Origin of the sequence: Azoarcus olearius (assembly GCF_001682385.1) — a bacterium.
In the GTDB taxonomy this organism is placed as follows: domain Bacteria; phylum Pseudomonadota; class Gammaproteobacteria; order Burkholderiales; family Rhodocyclaceae; genus Azoarcus; species Azoarcus olearius.
Genome location: NZ_CP016210.1, coordinates 998,569 through 1,017,172 on the forward strand (window position 1 = coordinate 998,569; position 18,604 = coordinate 1,017,172).

Here is an 18,604-nt window from a genome sequence, read left to right on the forward strand (position 1 = left end):
TATCCACCCAGCCGGCCCGCCGCCGGCTGCTCTTACCAGTCCGGAGACATCCGCATGGCAGTCAATCTGAATACCCCGAATCCCGCTGACCTCCTGCCGGTTGCCGGCGTCCGACTCGGCGTGGCCGAAGCGGGCATCCGCAAGGCCAATCGCCGTGACCTGACGGTGATCGAGCTGGCCGCTGGAGCGCGTGTTGCCGGTGTGTTCACCACCAACCGCTTCTGCGCTGCGCCGGTGCAGGTGTGCAAGGCCAACCTCGCCGCCGGCAATCCTATTCGCGCGCTGGTGATCAACACCGGCGTCGCCAACGCCGGCACCGGCGAGCCCGGGCTGGCGGCGGCCAACGCCACCTGCGATGCGCTCGCACGCGGACTCGGCATCGACGCCGGCCAGGTGCTGCCGTTTTCCACCGGCGTGATCCTCGAGCCGCTGCCGGTCGATCGCCTGGTCGCCGGCCTGCCGCGCGCGATCGCCGACCTGCGCGCCGACGCCTGGTTCGATGCGGCCCACGCGATCATGACCACCGATACGCTGGCGAAGGCGGTGTCGAGCACCGTGGAGATCGGCGGCCGCACGGTCACGCTCACCGGCATCAGCAAGGGCGCCGGCATGATCAAGCCCAACATGGCGACGATGCTCGGCTATCTCGCCTGCGACGCCGCCGTCAGCCAGGCCCTGCTCGACGAACTGGTGAAGGAGGCGGCCGACCTGTCCTTCAACAGCATCACCGTCGATGGCGACACCTCCACCAACGACTCCTTCATCCTGATCGCCACCGGCCAGGCGGGCCATGCCGAAATCACCGACCCCGCCTCCGCCGACTACCGGGCGCTGCGCGATGCCGTGGTCGATGTCGCGATCCGTCTTGCGCAGGCCATCGTGCGCGACGGCGAGGGCGCCACCAAGTTCATGACCATCGCGGTCGAAGGCGGCAAGGACCGCGAGGAGTGCCGCAAGGTGGCTTATGCGGTGGGGCATTCGCCGCTGGTCAAGACCGCCTTCTTCGCCTCCGATCCCAACCTCGGTCGCATCCTCGCGGCGATCGGCTATGCCGGCATCGGCGATCTGGACGTCGCTGCGCTGCGGGTGTGGCTGGGCAGCCCGCAAGAGTCCGTGCTGGTCGCCGAGCACGGCGGCCGCGCCGCGAGCTATCGCGAGGAGGACGGCGCCCGCATCATGAAAGAGGCGGAACTGACGATCCGCATCGACCTGGCCCGCGGCGGCGCCAGCGCGACCGTGTGGACCTGCGATTTCTCCTACGACTACGTCAAGATCAACGCCGATTATCGGAGCTGAGCGGCGCTCCGGCGCGGCCGGGTGGCGTGATATCGTCATGGCGCCCGGGCGCGGCAGCGTGCGGGTGCGGTCGCGCCGCTGCGACCGCCCCAGGCGCCGATCACCGGAGGGGGGATGGTAAGGCCAAGCAGGCGGGCGGCTTTCGCTTGCCATATCGGCGGACGCGCCGAACAGCAGGATCGTGCTGCGTGCTTCACCAGCCGTGACGGCCGCAATCACCTGCTGGTCGTCGCCGACGGCATGGGCGGCCACCAAGGCGGTGAGCTGGCCTCGCACGTCGTCATGGAAGTGGCGGAGCGGGCGTGGTCGGCGCTCGACGGCCTGCCCCACGCCCCGGCGAGCTTTCTGGAACGTGTGTGCCAGCAGGCACATGCCGAAATCCGGCTGGCCGGCCAGGCGCGCGGACTGCGGCCGTGCTCCACGCTGGCGGCGCTGCTGGTGTCGCCGCATCGCGCGTGGTGGAGCTATGTCGGCGACAGCCGCATCTATGTGTTCCGCGACGGTCGCCCGCTGTGGCGCACCGAGGACCACACCGTCGTCCAGCAACTCGTGCGCAGCGGCCGCATCAGCGAAGCGGAGGTCGTCGATCACCCCGATCGCAACAAGCTGCTGCGCGGCCTGGGGGGTGACGAGCCGCTGCGCGCCACCCATGGCCAGCTCCGCATCGACGCGGCCACCGGCTTCGTGCTGTGCACCGACGGTTTCTGGGCGACGACGTCGACGGAAGAGATGGCCCCGCTGCTGAGCGCGTCCGACCTGGCTGCTGCGTGCACGAACGCCGTTGCAGCGGCGGCGCAGCGCGGCGGCCCCGAGAGCGACAACGTCACCATCGCCGTGCTGCAGCCGGAACGGCGCACGCAGGCCGTGAACCATCGCCAGCTCTGGCCCTTGTACGGTGCGCTCGGGCTGGCGCTGCTGCTGCTGTTTTCCCGCTTTTTCAATTGATGTCCGGTAACCATGGATAGAATCCCGCGCCTTGCGCCCTTCGTTTTCCTGCTCGCGCTACACGGCTGCGCCGGACTCGGCAGCGGTGGGAACGGGACCGACTCCCAGGGCGCCGTGCAGCCGGCCGCGCCAGCGGCAGAAACCCCGCAGGCGGGAGCACGCAGCGCGCCGGTGCGCGACCTGCGCTGGATCATCGACCGCCTGCAGGACGGCCAGCTGGCCGAAGGGCGCGAGGCCCTGGTGGGCTATCTGCGGCGTGAACCGGGCAATCCCACCGCGCGCAGCCTGCTGCAGCAGATCGACACCGATCCGGTCGCATTGCTGGGCCGCAACTACACCACCTACACGCTGCGTCCGGGCGAAACGCTGGGGGAAATCGCCGGCCGTCACCTGGGTGATCCGCTGCGCTTTGTGGCGCTGGCGCGCTACAACGGTATCGAACGCGCGCGCAGCGTGGTGGCCGGGCAGAGCCTGAAGATTCCGGCCGGGCGCGGCGGTGTGGCCGCCAGTGCGCCGCCGCCGGCTACCGAAGCCGACGTGGTACCGGCGGAGGAGCGCGCCGAACAATTCCAGAAGCGTATCGAGGCCGAACTGGCCGCGGGCCGGATCGACAGCGCCAACGCGGCAATCGAGCAGGCGCGGGCGGAAAGCCCGGGTGGAAGCGGCTGGAACGGCTGGCTGGACCCGCTGGCGCGGCGTGCGCGCGCACTGGCATTCCAGCAGCGCGGGCTCGCCCAGCTCGATCGCAGGCAGCACGAGGCGGCTTACGACAGCCTGGGACAGGCGTTGGCGCTGGAGCCCGATCTGCAGCCGGCGGCGCGCCAGCGTCAGGCGGTGCGCGGCAAGCTGGTGGCGGAATATCACGAGGCCGCGGTGGTGCGTTATCGCAACCAGCAGCTCGATGAGGCGATCGCCCTGTGGGACAAGGCCTTGAAGCTGGACCCGGGTTTCGAGCCCGCGCGCGGCTACCGCACGCGCGCGCTGGAGCTGAAGCGCCGGCTGCAGGCGCTGGGCGCGGCCGGCAACGGCTGAGGCCTCAGGGCACGAATTCGGTCGGTTCGGGGGCGGCCGCGCTTGCGCCGCGCCGCCTCGGACGGCCCTCTGCCTGGCCGGAACGGGCCTGCAGCATGCGTGCCTCGAGCGAATCGGCCATTGCGTTGTAGGCGCTGAAGACCCGCTCGAACTCATCGCTGCGATGCATGCGGATGCGGCTGTCGAAGCGGCCCTGCGCGATGCGCCCGAGCGCGACGCGCAGGGTCTCGATCGGCACCAGCAGGCGCCGCGACAACATATAGGCGCCGACGAACACCGTGCCGAGCGTGACCAGCATCGCCGCGATCATCGCCGCCAGCGTGGTGCGATTGGCCGCGGTGAGCGCGTCGGTGCTCAGTCCCACCTCAAGGCGGCCGAGTTCGTGGCGCTCGTACTGGATAGGGGATTCGAACAGCAGGTAGGGGTTGCCTTCGGCATCGGAGGCGGAATAGACCTCCTGCTGGCCGCGCTCCATCAGACGCTGTTCGGTCGGGGGCTTTGCCGCCGGCTGGCCGACCCGTTCGGCGTCGGTGCTGGCCACGACCCGGCCGCCGCGATTGCTGATCGCCAGATGCACGATCTCGCGGTTGCGCGCCATCTCGTTCACCAGCGCCTGCATCGCGATCCCGTCGTCCAGCAGCAGGTCTTCGGCGCTTTCCACCGCCAGCATCTGGGTCAGGGTCAGCCCGTAGTCGAGGGCGAGGCGCTCCATCGCCCGGTTCTGCTTGTAGTAGACGACGCCCAGCCCGAGCGCCACGGTAATGGCGACGAGCGCGCCCATCACCGCCGTCCAGCGCACGCGGATCGGCACGATGCGACGACCGGCCCAGGCGTCCTCGCGCTCGGCCACGGTGTCGTCGATACGGCGCAGGTCGTCGATCAACTCGGCGCCGCTCTGATAACGCTCGGCGGGGTCCTTGGCGAGCAGCGTGCGGACCACGTCGAGCAGTGCGTCAGGGGTGTCGGGATCGAGCGGGCGGCAGGGCGGCGCGGCGTCGTTGAGGATGCGGCGCAGCAGCTCGTTCACCTCGTCGCCATGGAAAGGCGTGTGTCCGGCGAGCAGCCAGTACAGCACCACGCCGAGCGAATACAAGTCGCTGCGGCCGTCGATGCCCTTGCCGCGGATCTGCTCGGGCGACATGTAGTCCGGCGTGCCGGCAATGACATGGGCGGTGCCGCGGCTGGCGGCGCTGCCACTGCGCAGGCGCGCGATGCCGAAGTCCATCACCTTGACGTTGCCGTTCAGGCTGGTGACGGCGATGTTGTCGGGCTTGATGTCCTGATGCACCACGGCCTGACGATGCGCATAGTCCAGCGCGTCGGCAATCTGGATGGCGATGCGGATGACGGTGCAGACCGGGAGGCGGCCGCGCTGTTCGACGAAGGCCGCCAGGGTCGGGCCCTGCAGCAGTTCCATCGCGATGAAGGGTTCGCCGTCGCTGACACCGACGTCGAAGATGGTGACGATGCCAGGGTGGGACAGTGTGCCGGCGACGCGCGCTTCCGCGAGGAAGCGCTCCCGGTAGTCTTCGCGCTCCGCGTATTCGCGCCGCAGGGTCTTGATCGCCAGCATGCGACCGATGTCGGGGTCGTAGCCGCGATAGATGACGGAAATCGCGCCCCGGCCGAGTTCGCCGTGCAGCGTGTGGCGGCCGAGGTGGGTCTTCATCGGGCGCTCAGAGTGCCAGCACCGCGGCGACCGCGAGGCCGACGACCATCGCCGCGGCACCCCATACCCATAGCGGCACCGCAGGCGCGCGGACCGCCTCGGGCGCCGGGCCGGCGGTGCCGGCGCGGAACACGAATTCGGCGCGGCCGAGGCGGATGCGGTCGCCGTCCTTGAGCGGCGCTTCATGCGCCTTGTGATCGTTGATGAAGGTGCCGTTGGTCGACAGCATGTTCATCAGGCGGTGGCGGCCGTTTTCGTTGAGGATCCAGGCGTGCTGGGCGGACACGCTGCCGTCGGGCAGCACGATGTCGTTGTCCTCGCCACGGCCGATCAGCGTCCGCCCGGTCTTGAGAACGAAGCGCTGGTCGAGAAAAGGGGGCGTGATGCCGATGAGGGCGGCGCGCTCCAGGTCGCCTTCCTGGTCGGCCGACGGGGATGCGATGACGTCGTCCAGTTCCCCGGCACTGAACAGCATGGTGCCCTGCGGACCGGCGCGGCCGGAATTAGGGTCGCTGCGTAGGCTGCCCACGATGAGGATTACTCCCGGTTACATGCTAGGCGGGCGGGAGTATGCCCGTTCAGGGCAGTCGCGACAACGCCGCCGGTCGCGGCGGAACGGAGGCGCGGCCGCCTCAGTGAAGCACGCGCGGCATCGCCAGCATGAAAGCGGGGATCGGCGCGTCGAAACGATGCCCGTCCGATGCTTCCATCTGGTAGCTGCCGTGCATGGTGCCGACCGCGGTTTCGAGCACCGAGCCGCTGGTGTAGCGGAAGCTTTCGCCCGGCGCGAGCAGGGGCTGTTCGCCGACCACGCCCTGACCATGCACTTCCTGCACGTGCCCGGTACCGTCGGTGATGACCCAATGGCGACTGACGAGGCGGGCAGCGACCGTGCCGGTGTTGCGGATGGTGATGTTGTAGGCGAAGACGTAGTGATCGTCCTCGGGGTTGGACTGGGCCTCGACGTATTCGGCGACGGCTTCGACCTCGATGCGGTAGGTTTCCGATTTGCTCACGCGTGGCTGCTCCGTACTGTTGGCGCCGGCGGCACCGTTGGGGGTAGCGGCCCGGCTACTGCGAGCCGGATGATGCCGGGTGTGGGTACTTGCAAGAAACCTGCCTGACCACAGCGTCTTTTTGTGTTGGCCGCCTCGGGAAAGGGCCGGAGCGGTAAAATAGCATTTTGTCCGGAAGTCCTGTCATGTCCCTCGCCGCACCCTCCGCCCTCACCGCCCTTTCCCCGCTCGATGGCCGTTACCACGGCAAGGTGGAAGGCCTGCGCGACCACTTCTCAGAGCATGGCCTGATCCGCAACCGGGTCAAGGTTGAAGTCGAGTGGCTGAAGGCGCTCGCGGCCGACAGCGCGCTGGCCGAGATCGCGCCGTTTTCGGCGGCGACGATCGCCGAACTCGACAGCGTGGTGTCCGCCTTTGCGCCGGCCGACGGCGAAGCGGTGAAGGCGATCGAAGCCACCACCAACCACGACGTGAAGGCGATGGAGTACTGGCTGAAGAAGCGCCTCGGCCACAACGCCGAAGTGATGAAAGTGTCGGAATTCATCCATTTCGCCTGCACTTCGGAGGATATCAACAACACCTCCCACGCGCTGATGCTGAAGGCCGGGCGCGACGAGGTGCTGCTGCCGGCGGTGGACAAGGTGATCGCCCGCTTCCGCGAACTGGCGCACCAGCTTGCCGACCTGCCGATGCTGTCGCGCACCCACGGCCAGCCCGCCAGCCCGACCACGCTGGGCAAGGAGATGGCCAACATCGCGGCCCGCCTGATCCGCGCCCGCGCGCAGATCGCCAATGTGTCGCTCACTGCCAAGTTCAATGGCGCGGTCGGCAACTACAACGCGCACCTGTCGGCGTGGCCCGAATTCGACTGGGAAGGCTTCAACAAGCGCTTCATCGAATCGCTCGGCCTCGAGTTCAACCCCTACACCATCCAGATCGAACCCCATGACGCGATGGCCGAACTGTTCGACGCCATCGGCCGCATGAACACCATCCTGATCGACGCCTGCCGCGACATCTGGATGTACATCTCCTTTGGCTACTTCAAGCAGAAGCTGAAGGAGGGCGAGGTCGGTTCGTCGACCATGCCGCACAAGGTCAACCCGATCGACTTCGAGAACGCCGAAGGCAACCTCGGCATCGCCAACGCGGTGCTGCGCCACTTCTCGGAGAAGCTGCCGGTGTCGCGCATGCAGCGCGACCTCACCGACTCCACCGTGCTGCGCAACATGGGCGTGGGCTTCGGCCATACCGTGCTGGCGCTCGATTCCGCGCTGCGCGGCCTGGGCAAGCTGGAGGCCGAACCGGCCCGCCTTGCCGCCGACCTGGCCGAGTGCTGGGAAGTGCTGGCCGAGCCGGTGCAGACCGTGATGCGCCGCTTCGGCATCGAGAACCCGTACGAACAGCTGAAGGCGATGACGCGCGGCAAGGGCATCACCCGCGAGGCGCTGCAGGAGTTCATCGGTACGCTGGCGATTCCGCAGAGCGAGCGCGACCGCCTGCTGGCGATGACGCCGGCGAGCTACGTCGGCAAGGCCGCGGAGCTTGCCCGCCGCATCTGACCGACGCCTGCCGGCCGCCGCGCCGGCATTGCCGCGACGCCACCCGAGGGTGGCGTTTTCCATCCTGAAGGAGCACACATGGCTTTTGCCGATACGCTGAAGACGCTGCCGGGGGTGTCCCACCTCGCGGCAATGAACCTGGTCGACGCCGCCGATGCGGTGGTCGCCACCATCGAGAACAAGCCCGGCCAGGCCGGTTCGCTGGCGGTGTACAACCACCTCGCCCAGCTTTACGGTGCGATTACGCCGGAAGCGGCGAAGAAGGGGCTGGAGCTTTACGGCGAACACAGCGAGGATGCCCGCCTGAACCCCGGCAAGCATCCGAACATCGACCGCCTGATCGGCCTGATCGAACGCGGCGAGAGCCTGCGGGTGAAGCAGGTGTTCGCGGTCTGATCCGCTCCGCAGCGAGTTGTTGGAAAGCAAGAAGGGCGCCGTCGGCGCCCTTCTTGTTTTCTGGCGCGGCCGGAGCATCGCCCCGGCCGTGGCGCTATACCACCGCCTCTTCCTTTTCCTTCTTCGGCTTGACGAACTGCTCGCGCGACACGCCCAGCCAGATCGCCAGCGGGCTGGCGACCAGCACCGAGGAGTAGATGCCGAAGCAGATGCCGATCGTCAGCGCGAGCGCGAAGTAGAACAGCGTCTCGCCGCCGAAGATCAGCATCGACAGCACCATCATCTGGGTGCTGCCGTGGGTGATCATGGTGCGCGAAATCGTGCTGGTGATGGCGTGATCCACCACCTGCTCGGTGCTGAGATTGCGCTTCTTGCGGAAGGTCTCGCGCACGCGGTCGAACACCACCACCGATTCGTTCACCGAATAGCCGAGCACGGCGAGCGTCGCCGCCAGCACCGCCAGCGAGAACTCCCACTGGAAGAAGGCGAAGAAGCCCAGGATGATGATCACGTCGTGCAGGTTGGCGATGATCGTCGCCACCCCCAGCCGCCATTCGAAGCGCAGCGCGAGGTAGATCACGATGCCGACGACGACCAGCAGCAGCGCCATTGCACCGTCGCTGGCGAGTTCCTTGCCGACCTGCGGGCCGACGAATTCGACCCGGCGCAGTTCGGCCTTGGGTCCGGCGCTTTTTTCCAGCGTGGCCATCACGCGCTCGGCGACCCCCTTGCTGTCGGTGCCCTCCCTGTTAGGCAGGCGGATCAGCACGTCGCGCGTGCTGCCGAAGTGCTGCACCAGCACGTCGGTGTAGCCGTCGGCCGCGAGCGACTGGCGGATCGGTTCGAGTTCGGCGGCCTCGCTGTAGCTGACCTCGACCAGCGTGCCGCCGGTGAATTCCACCGACAGGTGCAGGCCGCGGGTGGCAAGGAAGAACACGGCCAGCAGGAAGGTGATCAACGAGATGACGTTGAACACCAGCGCGTGGCGCATGAACGGGATGTCTTTCTTGATGCGGAAGAATTCCATGTTGCGTTCCTCGGGTCCGCTCAGTTGCCGGCGACGTTGCCGGGCTTCCACACCTGGCCGATGGCAAGCTTGTCGATCTTGCGGCGACGGCCGTAGATCAGGTTGATCAGCATCCGTGACACCAGGACCGCGCTGAACATCGAGGTCAGCAGACCCAGGCAGTGAACCACCGCGAAGCCGCGCACCGGGCCCGAGCCGAACACCAGCAGCGCGATACCGGCGATCAGGCTGGTGACGCTGGAGTCCAGAATGGTGCTGAAGGCGCGGTCATAGCCGGTCGCGATCGCGGCCTGCGGGCTGACGCCGTTGCGCAGTTCCTCGCGGATGCGCTCGTTGATCAGCACGTTGGCGTCGATCGCCATGCCGAGCGCCAGCGCCATCGCGGCGATGCCGGGCAGCGTCAGCGTGGCCTGCAGCAGCGACAGCAGCGCCACCAGCAGCAGCAGGTTGGCGGCGAGCGCCAGCGTGGAGACCAGACCGAACACTGCGTAGTAGATGCACATGAACACCGCGATCGCGACGAAGCCCCACAGCGTGGAGTGGAAGCCCTTGGCGATGTTCTCGGCGCCGAGGCTAGGGCCTACGGTGCGTTCCTCGATGATCTCCATCGGCGCGGCGAGGCTGCCTGCACGCAGCAGCAGCGCGACGTCGTTGGCTTCGACGGTGTTCATGCTGCCGGAAATCTGCACCCGGCCGCCGCCGATCTCGGTGCGGATCACCGGGGCGGTGACCACCTCGCCCTTGCCCTTCTCGATCAGCAGGATGGCCATGCGCTTGCCGACGTTCTCGCGCGTGAGGTCGCGGAAGATGCGGGCGCCTGCGGCGTCGAGCGTGAGGTGGACCGCGGCTTCGTTGGTCTGGCCGTCGAAGCCCGGCTGGGCGTCGGTAAGGCGCTCGCCGGTGAGGACGACCTGCTTCTTCACCAGCAGCGGGCCGCGGCCGCGCTCGCGGTACAGCTCGGTGCCGAAGGGCACGTTGCCGGTGAGGGCCTGTTCCAGTGCGCCCGGGGTGTCGTCGACCATGCGCACTTCCAGCGTCGCGGTGCGGCCGAGGATGTCCTTGGCCTTGGCGACGTCCTGCACGCCGGGCAGCTGGACGACGATGCGTTCCGCGCCCTGTTGCTGGATCACCGGCTCGGCGACGCCGAGTTCGTTGATGCGGTTGTGCAGCGTCGAGATGTTCTGCTTGATCGCGTATTCACGCATGGTCTGCTGCGCCTGGGGCGTCAGCGTCGCGATCAGTTTGAGGTCCTCGCTGCCGTCGTCGCGGTCGACCAACTGCAGGTCGGCGGTGCTGCCCTGGATGGCCGAGCGGGCGGCCTCGCGCTGCGCCGCTTCACGGAAGCGGATGACGACCGCGGTGCCTTCGCGCGTGATGCCGGCGTGGCGCACGTTCTTGTCGCGCATCAGCGTGCGCAGGTCGCCCGACAGCGCGTCCAGGCGCTTGAGCAGCGCGCCGGGCATGTCCACCTGCAGCAGGAAATGCACGCCGCCCCGCAGGTCGAGGCCAAGGTACATCGGCAGCGCGTGGATGGAAGTGAGCCAGGATGGCGAGGCCGACAGCAGGTTGAGTGCGACGACGTAGGAGGGATCCTGCGGGTCGGTGTTGAACGCGCGTTCGATCGCGTCCTTGGCCCGCAGCTGGAGTTCGGTGCTGGCGAAGCGGGCGCGCACGCTGTTGGCGTCCGCGAAAATGCCGTCGTGCTCGATGCCGGCACCCTGCAGGATCGCGGCGACGCGGTCGGTCACGCTGGCCGGTTCGAGCTTGAGAGTGGCCTTTGCGCTGGAGACCTGGACCGCCGGAACCTCGCCGTAGAAGTTCGGCAAGGTGTAGATCAGGCCCCACAGCAGGGCGAGACCGATGAGGATGTTCTTCCAGAGCGGATAGCGATTCATCGTCGGAGGGAGACGGAGAGGTGAGGCCGCGGCGCGGCCGGGAGGAGGCGCGGAGCGCGGCCCTGCGGTTGCAGGATGGCCGTGCTCCGGGTGGCGATCCTCAGAGGGTCTTCAGCGTGCCCTTCGGCAGCACGGTAGCGACGGCCTGCTTCTGGACCACGATGTTGGTCTTGTCGGCGACTTCGAGGTGGATGAAGTTCTCGCCGATCTCGGCCACACGGCCGGCGATGCCGCCCTGGGTGACCACTTCGTCGCCTTTGGCGAGCGCTTCCACCATCGACTTGTGTTCCTTCGCGCGCTTCATCTGCGGCCGGATCATCAGGAAGTAGAGCACCACGAACATCAGGATCAGCGGCAGCATGCCCATGAGGCCGCCAGTGGGGTCCTGCGAGGCCGCGGCCTGTGCGTATGCGTTGGAAATCAGCACCATGTACTCCGGGGGATTGCGAAAGGTCCGCGATTATAGCAGCAGCGCATTGCAGGTCCGGGACGGCCCCCGTCCCGCCTCCGCGGGGCGGCGGGCAAGATGGGCGGATGCCGGGTTTTCCGTGCTTGCCTCGCGCGCTGTCCGGTCCACAATGTGCACTGCACAATCGTGGAGCCGGGTCGTGATGGATGAAGAGAAGGAACTGCAGGAGCTGGTCGCGCGCGGCATCCGCATTCCGCCGCAACCGCGGGTTCTGGTGGAGCTGGCGGAGCGCCTGCGGGATGGAAACTACGACGCGCGCGGGCTGGCGGCTTTGGTGGCAAGCGACCCCGGCATCGCAGCGATGTTGTTCAAGGTGGCGCGCAGCGGGCTGTTCCACACCGGCCGTTCGCCGGATTCCCTCGAGCAGGTGCTGGTGCGGCTGGGGCTCAAGCAGACGGTGAACCTGGTCCGGGTGGTCGCGCTCACCACCGCGTTTCCGGCGGAGCGGGCGGCGCCGCTGGAGCGCTTCTGGGTGCGGGCGCGCGAAATCGCCCGCTTTGCCGCGGTGGTTGCCGAGGATCGCGTCTCGGTGTGCAACATCTTCCCCGACCAGGCCTACATGGCGGGCATCTTCCTCGACTGCGGGGTGCCGGTGCTGATGCAGCGCTTTCCCAGCTATTGCCAGAAGCTGATGGAGAACGAAGGGCTCGATCTGCCCAGCCTGCGCGAGGAGGACCAGCGCTACAACGTGGACCACGCGAGCATCGGATACCTGGTCGCGCGTCACTGGGGGCTACCGGATTTCGTCGCCCAGGCCATCCTGCACTACGGCGAGGTGCCGCGCGAGGAGCTGGGCGCGGTGCGCAGCCTGGTCGCCATCCTGCACATGGCGATCCATTGCTACCACTTGCTGCACGGCGTCCATGACGCGCAGTGGCCGCGCATCGGCGCCGAGGTGGTGCGCGAACTCGGCATCCACCCGGACGAACTGGCCGATTATCTGGCCGACGTGCGCGACAGCTTCGAGATCGCCGGCGCGTGACGCCGGGCGGACTCAGTGCGCTCCGGTGGCGCGCTCGCTGCGGAAACGGGTGACATAGTCGGCGAAGCGGTCCGCGGCGATCGCATCGCGCAGTTCCGCGGTGAGCGTCTGGTAGTAGTGCAGGTTGTGCACCGTGTTGAGCATGCTGCCGAGGATTTCGCCCGCGCGGTGCAGGTGATGCAGGTAGCTGCGGCTGAAGTTGCGGCAGGTGTAGCAACTGCAGGACGGGTCGAGCGGGCGGGTATCGGCCTTGTGGACCGCGTTCTTGATCTTGAGGTCGCCGTAGCGGGTAAACAGCCAGCCGTTGCGTGCGTTGCGCGTGGGCATCACGCAGTCGAACATGTCGATCCCGTTGGCGATGCCCTCGACGATGTCTTCGGGCGTGCCGACGCCCATCAGGTAGCGCGGCTTGTCGGCGGGCAGCCGCGGTGCGGTGTGGGCGAGGATGCGGGCCATGTCGTCCTTCGGTTCGCCGACCGACAGTCCGCCGATGGCGAAGCCGTGAAAGCCGATGTCCTGCAGCGCGCCGAGCGATTCGTCGCGCAGGTCCTCGTACATGCCGCCCTGCACGATACCGAACAGCGCGTTGGCGTTTTCCAGCCGGTCGAACTCGTCGCGCGAGCGCCGTGCCCAGCGTTGCGACAGCCGCATCGACTTCGCTGCTTCGTCGCGGGTGGCGGGGTAGGGCGTGCATTCGTCGAAGATCATGACCACGTCCGAGTTCAGCACGGTCTGGATCTGCATCGAGATTTCGGGCGTCAGGAAGAGCCTGGCGCCGTCGATCGGGCTGGCAAATTTGACGCCTTCCTCGCTGATCTTGCGCAGCGCCCCGAGGCTGAACACCTGAAAGCCGCCGGAGTCGGTGAGGATGGGCTTGTCCCAGCCCATGAAGCGGTGCAGGCCGCCGTGGGCGCCCACGATGTCGAGCCCGGGCCGCAGCCAGAGGTGGAAGGTGTTGCCCAGACAGATCTGCGCGCCGACGTCGCTCAGCATTGCGGGCGTCATCGCCTTGACGGTGCCGTAGGTGCCGACGGGCATGAAGACCGGCGTTTCGACGGCTCCGTGAGCCAGAGTCAGGCGGCCGCGACGTGCGCCGGCGCTGGTGGAGAGAAGTTCAAATTGCATGATCGTTGCGCGTGAGGAGCATGGCGTCGCCATAGCTGAAGAAGCGGTAGCGCGACGCCACCGCGTGGGCATAGGCGCGGCGGATGACGTCGGTGCCGGAAAAGGCGGACACGAGCATCAGCAGCGTGGACTTCGGCAGGTGGAAGTTGGTGACCAGCATGTCTGCCACCCGGAAGCGGAAGCCCGGCAGGATGAAAATGTCGGTCTCGCCACTGCCGGCGGCAAGCGGGCCGGCCTGGGCGGCGGCTTCCAGCGCCCGCATGCTGGTCGTTCCGACCGCGACGACACGGCCGCCGTTCGCCCGCGTCCGCGCAATCGCTTCCACGGTTTCCTGCGGAATGACGTAGCGCTCGCTGTGCATGCGATGCTGGGCGAGATCGTCCACGCGCACCGGCTGGAAGGTGCCGGCGCCGACATGCAGGGTGACCCAGGCACAGCCGGCACCGCGCGCGCGCAGTCGGTCGAGGACCGCGTCGTCGAAATGCAGCCCCGCGGTGGGCGCGGCGACCGATCCGGGCGCGCGGGCAAACACCGTCTGGTAGCGCGCCTCGTCGGCGTCGCCCGCGGCGCGCTGGATGTAAGGCGGCAGCGGCAGCTTCCCGTAGCGTTCCAGCACGTCCACGACGTTCTCGTCGTCGGGAAAGCGCAGATGAAAGAACTCGCCACTGCGGCCGAGCACGGTCACGTCCACCGCATCCGCAAGCCGCAGCGTGCTGCCGGGCTTGGGGGACTTGCTGGCGCGGATCTGGGCCAGCGCCTCGTGGGCACCGATCGGGCGCTCGACCAGCACTTCGACCTGGCCGCCGGTCGCCTTGACGCCGAACAGGCGTGCATGCAGCACCCGCGTGTCGTTGAACACGAGGAGATCCCTCGGCCGGATGAAGTCCGGCAGGTCGACGAAGCGGCGGTCGGCGAGGGCGTCGCCATCCACCACCAGCAGGCGGCTGGCGCTGCGTTCAGCCAGCGGCGCCTGCGCGATCAGGTCCGGCGGCAGGTCGTAGTCGAAATCTTGAAGCGAAAGCGTCATGCTAAGAAGGGCAGGTTGCCGGGCAGCAGGGGGATCAGTAATAATGCGCGTCCTTCCCGTGCCGGGATGGCGGAATCGGTAGACGCAGCGGATTCAAAATCCGCCGCCGCAAGGTGTGTGGGTTCGAGTCCCACTCCCGGCACCACTGCACCGCGTGCGTAAAAGGCGCGCATTCTAGCAGTTCCAGTCCGTCAGCCCCGCTAGCCCTCCGTTGTGGTGCCTTCTCCGGCCAGCGGCGATGCGCTGCTGATCGCGCGCGTCGCGGGGTGCGTCAGGCGCCGCTCCACCGAGATGGCGTAGAAGGACTCGGTGACTTCATTGGCGGTTCCCAGGCAACTCACGCCGTGCTGGCGACACACCTCGTCGTGGATCAGCATCGCGCTGGGAAAAACGCCCGCGCCCGCTTCTCCGAAAGCACGCATCAGCGCCGCGTCGTCGAATTCGCCGACGATGCGCGGGCGCACCTTGTGCGTCTCCAGCCAGCGCAGCAGCGGACCTCGCACCGCGGCTTCCGTGCCCGGCACCAGCAGCGGTGCGCGGTCGAGGCAGGCAGGAAACGGACCCTGCAGCGTCGCGGCAAGCGCCGGGGTGGCGAAGAAACCGAGCGGAGATTCGCCCAGCTTGTGGCTGTACCCCCGTACGTCCATGTTGGGTGGCAGAGGGCTGTCGGCCAGTACGACGTCGAGTTTGTGGGTGGCGAGTTCGCCCAGCAACTGATCGAGCTTGTTTTCTCGGCAGACGATGCGCATTGGCTCCGGCAGATGCATCGACGGTGCGAGCAGCACATAGGCGATCGCCTTCGGCACCACGTCCGCGACGCCGACACGGAACGGCACCGCTCTCCCGGCCGCTCGGCTGCTCAGCGCGTCCTCCAGTTCGGCGCCCAGGCGGAAAATCTCTTCGGCATAATCGAGTACCATGCGCCCGGTTTCGGTGAGGGCGAGCCCCCGCCCCTGGCGACGGAACAGCGTCACGCCGAGCGAGGCTTCCAGCGTCGCGATCTGCCCGGACAGGGTTTGCGGTGCAAGTCCGGAGCGCTCGCTGGCCCGCACGACGCCGCCCGCGCGGGCGACGGTCCAGAAGTGGTGAAGCTGCTTGTAGTTCAGCACGGTTTTATTCGAGAAAAACGGATTGAAATTCTGTTGAACTCGGATTTTATCGAACAGTCACAGGCTTAGCATCCGGCCTGTGTCTTACGTAGGCCGACGAGTGCAAGACAAGGAGAACCTCATGCGAATCGATCTGCGTTGTGACGGTGTGGAGGCGGCGCCGGGCCTTCAGGAGTATGTGACCCGACGGATGAGTTTCGCGATCGGGCGTTTTCGCGACCACATCCAGTGGGCACGCATCAAGCTGGCCGATGTGAACGGCCCGCGCGGCGGGGCAGACAAACGGTGCGTGGTCCAGCTGCGCCTGCGTAACCTGCCCGACGTGGTGTTCGCCATCACCCAGCTCGACGTTCGTGCTGCGGTAGATGAGGCGGCCGACCGGGTGGGTCGGGTGCTGGCGCAACGCTTGAGACGGCAGCGAAACCCGCGCGCTGCCCTGGCAATTTCGCAGGCGCCGGCCTGATGCGCTTCTGACAACGTCCGGCAACCGATAGACTGCAACTGATTTCGGAGGTGAAATTTCCATGGAAAACCGTGTAACTGCCCTTGGCCGGTCGGAAGCCTCGACGCTGTCGACCAACAAGGTCATCCGCAACACCTACATGCTGCTGTCGATGACGCTCGCGTTCTCGGCGCTCACCGCGGGTGTGTCCCTTTCGCTGGGATTGCCGCACCCGGGCATCCTGATCACGCTGGTGGGTTATTTCGGGCTGCTGTTCCTGACCACCAAGTTCCGTAACAGCGGTCTGGGCGTGCTGTTCGTGTTCGCGCTGACGGGCTTCATGGGCTATACACTCGGCCCGATCCTGTCGTACTACCTGGCGCTGCCCAACGGTAGTCAGGTGGTGATGCAGGCCATGGGCGGTACCGCAGCGATCTTCCTCGGCCTGTCGGCTTACGCCCTGACGACCCGGAAGGACTTTTCCTTCATGGGCGGCTTCCTGATGGTAGGCATCCTGGTTGCCTTCCTGGCGGGCCTGGGCGCGGTGTTCTTCGAAATGCCGGGCCTGTCGCTGGCAGTGTCGGCGATGTTCGTGCTGCTCATGTCGGGCCTGATCCTGTTCGAGACGAGCAACATCATCCACGGTGGCGAAACGAACTACGTGATGGCTACGGTGTCGCTGTACGTGTCGATCTACAACCTCTTCACGAGCCTGCTCCACCTGCTGGGTTTCGCCAGCAACGACTGATCGATCGGATCGTCGTCCGTCGCCAGGGGCAGGTGCCGTTGCGGCACCTGCCCTTTCTTTTTCTGCTAGCCGCTTCGTTCGTTGCGCCACGCCGGGCTCCCTGGCGTGCCGGTGACGGGGCGCTTCACCGGTGCCGTTGCCCATGCCCCATGACGTCTCGCTGATCGCAACCCTCGCCGTTGGTTTCGGCCTTGCGCTGTTGCTCGGCTTCATTGCCGACCGCCTGCGCCTGCCCGCCCTTGTCGGATACCTGCTTGCAGGCATCCTGATCGGTCCGGCCACTCCGGGTTTCGTCGCCGACGTTGGGATCGCGGGGCAACTTGCCGAGATTGGCGTGATGTTGCTGATGTTCGGCGTCGGCTTGCATTTTTCGCTGGAAGATCTGCTCGCGGTCCGCCGCATTGCGCTGCCCGGAGCGGTGGTCCAGATGGCGGTGGCAACGCTGCTCGGGATGGGAATGGCCGCCTTGTGGGGCTGGAATCTGGGGGCGGGGCTGATATTCGGACTCTCGCTTTCCGTGGCCAGCACCGTCGTTTTGTTGAAGGCGTTGGAGACGCGGGGCATCCTCGAGACCGTGAATGGCCGCATCGCGGTAGGTTGGCTAGTGGTTGAAGACCTCGCGATGGTCGTGGTGCTGGTGCTGCTGCCACCCCTCGCCGGTTTGCTCGGCGGTGCCGCCGAAGTCGAGCCCTCGCAGCCGCTGTGGCGCACCGTGGGACTGACCCTGCTGCAGGTTGGCGCTTTCGTGGCCTTGATGCTGCTTGTCGGCCGGCGCGTGTTGCCCTGGTTGCTGTGGCAGGTGGCCGGTAGCGGGTCGCGCGAACTGTTCACGCTGGGCGTGATTGCCGCTGCGGTCAGCATTGCGTTCGGCGCGGCGCAGCTCTTCGGCGTGTCCTTTGCGCTCGGTGCCTTCTTCGCCGGCATGGTGATGCGCGAATCGGAATTCAGCCACCGCGCGGCGCAGGAGTCGCTGCCGTTGCGGGACGCCTTTGCCGTGCTGTTCTTCGTTTCGGTCGGGATGCTGTTCGATCCCAGCGTGCTCGTCGAGTATCCGCTGCACGTGCTGGGCGTGGTCGCCGTGATCATCGTAGGCAAGTCGATCGCCGCCGCTGCGCTCGTGATCGCCTTCCGCTATCCGCTTAACACCGCGCTCACGGTTGCCGCCAGCCTTGCCCAGATCGGCGAGTTCTCCTTCATCCTGGCCGGCCTTGGCATGGCGCTTGGGCTGTTGCCCGCCGCCGGGCAGAGCCTGATCCTGGCGGGGGCCTTGATCTCGATCGCAGCCAATCCCTTCGTGTTCGCCACCGTGCGGCCGGCCGGAAAGTGGATGCTCGACAACTGGAGCGTGGCGCGGCGGCTTGCGCTTCGCGCCGACCCGCTGACGGAATTGCCGATGAGCACCGAGCGGGATTTTCTGGAAGGGCAGGTGGTACTGGTCGGCTACGGGCGGGTTGGTCGCCGCATTGCCGAGGCCTTGCAGGCGCGAGACATCCCCTACGTGGTGGCGGAGCAGAACCGCGAGCGGGTAGACCAGTTGCGCAAGAGCGGTGTTGCCGCCGTGTTCGGAGATGCCGCCGACCCCGCGGTGTTGATCCAGGCGCACATTGCACATGCGGCGATGCTGGTCGTTGCCACGCCGAAGACGATCGACGTGCGCAAGATGGCAGAGACCGCCCGGACCCTGAACCCCGGCATCGAGATCATCCTGCGCACGCACAGCGAAGACGACGCCGAACTGCTGGTGCGGGAGAACATCGGCCGCGTCTTTTTTGGGGAAGAGGAACTCGCCAAAGGCATGGCCGGCCACGTGGTGGCGCGGTTTGCGCCTGCGCCGGCCACGCATCGGCCGGCGCAGCACGCCTGA

18 protein-coding genes and 1 tRNA gene are annotated in these 18,604 nt (G+C 67.2%); 10 read left to right on the forward strand and 9 right to left on the reverse strand.

Features of this window, described 5'->3' with window-relative positions:
* Positions 1-54: 54 nt before the first annotated feature.
* The 3 genes from argJ (at position 55) to dqs_RS04765 (ending at position 3,273) form a co-directional block, all read left to right on the forward strand.
* The gene (gene argJ, locus dqs_RS04755; protein WP_065339813.1) at positions 55-1,296 is read left to right on the forward strand and encodes a bifunctional glutamate N-acetyltransferase/amino-acid acetyltransferase ArgJ; all 1,242 of its coding nucleotides are present in this window, start codon (positions 55-57) and stop codon (positions 1,294-1,296) included.
* Positions 1,297-1,410: 114 nt separating this feature from the next.
* Positions 1,411-2,241, forward strand: coding sequence for a PP2C family protein-serine/threonine phosphatase (locus dqs_RS04760; RefSeq protein WP_011764630.1), 831 nt, complete (start codon positions 1,411-1,413; stop codon positions 2,239-2,241).
* Between the two features lie 12 nt (positions 2,242-2,253).
* The gene (locus tag dqs_RS04765; protein WP_065339814.1) at positions 2,254-3,273 is read left to right on the forward strand and encodes a LysM peptidoglycan-binding domain-containing protein; all 1,020 of its coding nucleotides are present in this window, start codon (positions 2,254-2,256) and stop codon (positions 3,271-3,273) included.
* Positions 3,274-3,277: 4 nt separating this feature from the next.
* Here the strand turns inward: dqs_RS04765 and dqs_RS04770 are convergent, their stop codons facing one another.
* From dqs_RS04770 to apaG, 3 genes are all read right to left on the reverse strand, one after another.
* Positions 3,278-4,942, reverse strand: coding sequence for a protein kinase domain-containing protein (locus dqs_RS04770; RefSeq protein WP_065339815.1), 1,665 nt, complete (start codon positions 4,940-4,942; stop codon positions 3,278-3,280).
* A 7-nt stretch (positions 4,943-4,949) separates the two neighbouring features.
* The gene (locus dqs_RS04775; RefSeq protein WP_065339816.1) at positions 4,950-5,417 is read right to left on the reverse strand and encodes an FHA domain-containing protein; all 468 of its coding nucleotides are present in this window, start codon (positions 5,415-5,417) and stop codon (positions 4,950-4,952) included.
* A gap of 157 nt (positions 5,418-5,574) precedes the next feature.
* Positions 5,575-5,958 (reverse strand): Co2+/Mg2+ efflux protein ApaG, encoded by a 384-nt coding sequence (apaG, locus tag dqs_RS04780; RefSeq protein WP_011764634.1) that lies wholly within the window; start codon positions 5,956-5,958, stop codon positions 5,575-5,577.
* 185 nt (positions 5,959-6,143) lie between these two features.
* On the opposite strand from apaG, the gene purB reads away from it, so the two are divergent.
* Together purB and dqs_RS04790 are read left to right on the forward strand one after the other, a co-directional pair.
* Positions 6,144-7,520, forward strand: coding sequence for an adenylosuccinate lyase (gene purB / locus dqs_RS04785; RefSeq protein WP_065339817.1), 1,377 nt, complete (start codon positions 6,144-6,146; stop codon positions 7,518-7,520).
* Positions 7,521-7,598: 78 nt separating this feature from the next.
* On the forward strand, positions 7,599-7,916 hold the full coding sequence (locus dqs_RS04790) for a DUF2322 family protein (RefSeq protein ID WP_011764636.1): 318 nt from the start codon (positions 7,599-7,601) through the stop codon (positions 7,914-7,916).
* Positions 7,917-8,010: 94 nt separating this feature from the next.
* Here dqs_RS04790 and secF read toward each other — a convergent pair whose 3' ends face one another.
* The 3 genes from secF to yajC all read right to left on the reverse strand — a co-directional run bounded on the left by secF (position 8,011) and on the right by yajC (position 11,265).
* The gene (gene secF / locus dqs_RS04795) at positions 8,011-8,943 is read right to left on the reverse strand and encodes a protein translocase subunit SecF (RefSeq protein ID WP_065339818.1); all 933 of its coding nucleotides are present in this window, start codon (positions 8,941-8,943) and stop codon (positions 8,011-8,013) included.
* A gap of 20 nt (positions 8,944-8,963) precedes the next feature.
* Positions 8,964-10,838 (reverse strand): protein translocase subunit SecD, encoded by a 1,875-nt coding sequence (gene secD, locus dqs_RS04800; protein WP_065339819.1) that lies wholly within the window; start codon positions 10,836-10,838, stop codon positions 8,964-8,966.
* A gap of 100 nt (positions 10,839-10,938) precedes the next feature.
* Positions 10,939-11,265, reverse strand: a complete 327-nt coding sequence (gene yajC, locus dqs_RS04805; RefSeq protein ID WP_041643311.1) for a preprotein translocase subunit YajC — start codon at positions 11,263-11,265, stop codon at positions 10,939-10,941.
* A gap of 184 nt (positions 11,266-11,449) precedes the next feature.
* Here yajC and dqs_RS04810 point away from each other — a divergent pair, with 184 nt between their 5' ends.
* Complete coding sequence (locus tag dqs_RS04810) at positions 11,450-12,289, forward strand: HDOD domain-containing protein (protein WP_011764640.1); 840 nt, start codon at positions 11,450-11,452, stop codon at positions 12,287-12,289.
* Positions 12,290-12,301: 12 nt separating this feature from the next.
* Here dqs_RS04810 and tgt read toward each other — a convergent pair whose 3' ends face one another.
* Positions 12,302-13,414 (reverse strand): tRNA guanosine(34) transglycosylase Tgt, encoded by a 1,113-nt coding sequence (gene tgt / locus dqs_RS04815; protein ID WP_065339820.1) that lies wholly within the window; start codon positions 13,412-13,414, stop codon positions 12,302-12,304.
* The gene (gene queA, locus dqs_RS04820) at positions 13,404-14,441 is read right to left on the reverse strand and encodes a tRNA preQ1(34) S-adenosylmethionine ribosyltransferase-isomerase QueA (RefSeq protein ID WP_065339821.1); all 1,038 of its coding nucleotides are present in this window, start codon (positions 14,439-14,441) and stop codon (positions 13,404-13,406) included. The genes tgt and queA overlap by 11 nt, the downstream gene beginning before the upstream one ends.
* A gap of 60 nt (positions 14,442-14,501) precedes the next feature.
* Between queA and dqs_RS04825 the strand changes: the two genes are divergently transcribed.
* Positions 14,502-14,586, forward strand: a tRNA-Leu gene (locus tag dqs_RS04825).
* 55 nt (positions 14,587-14,641) lie between these two features.
* Here the strand turns inward: dqs_RS04825 and nhaR are convergent.
* Positions 14,642-15,550, reverse strand: coding sequence for a transcriptional activator NhaR (gene nhaR / locus dqs_RS04830; RefSeq protein ID WP_065339822.1), 909 nt, complete (start codon positions 15,548-15,550; stop codon positions 14,642-14,644).
* Positions 15,551-15,671: 121 nt separating this feature from the next.
* Here nhaR and dqs_RS04835 point away from each other — a divergent pair, with 121 nt between their 5' ends.
* The 3 genes from dqs_RS04835 (at position 15,672) to dqs_RS04845 (ending at position 18,604) form a co-directional block, all read left to right on the forward strand.
* The gene (locus dqs_RS04835) at positions 15,672-16,013 is read left to right on the forward strand and encodes an HPF/RaiA family ribosome-associated protein (RefSeq protein ID WP_011764644.1); all 342 of its coding nucleotides are present in this window, start codon (positions 15,672-15,674) and stop codon (positions 16,011-16,013) included.
* A gap of 61 nt (positions 16,014-16,074) precedes the next feature.
* Positions 16,075-16,740, forward strand: coding sequence for a Bax inhibitor-1/YccA family protein (locus tag dqs_RS04840; protein ID WP_011764645.1), 666 nt, complete (start codon positions 16,075-16,077; stop codon positions 16,738-16,740).
* Positions 16,741-16,882: 142 nt separating this feature from the next.
* Positions 16,883-18,604 (forward strand): cation:proton antiporter domain-containing protein, encoded by a 1,722-nt coding sequence (locus dqs_RS04845; protein ID WP_065339823.1) that lies wholly within the window; start codon positions 16,883-16,885, stop codon positions 18,602-18,604.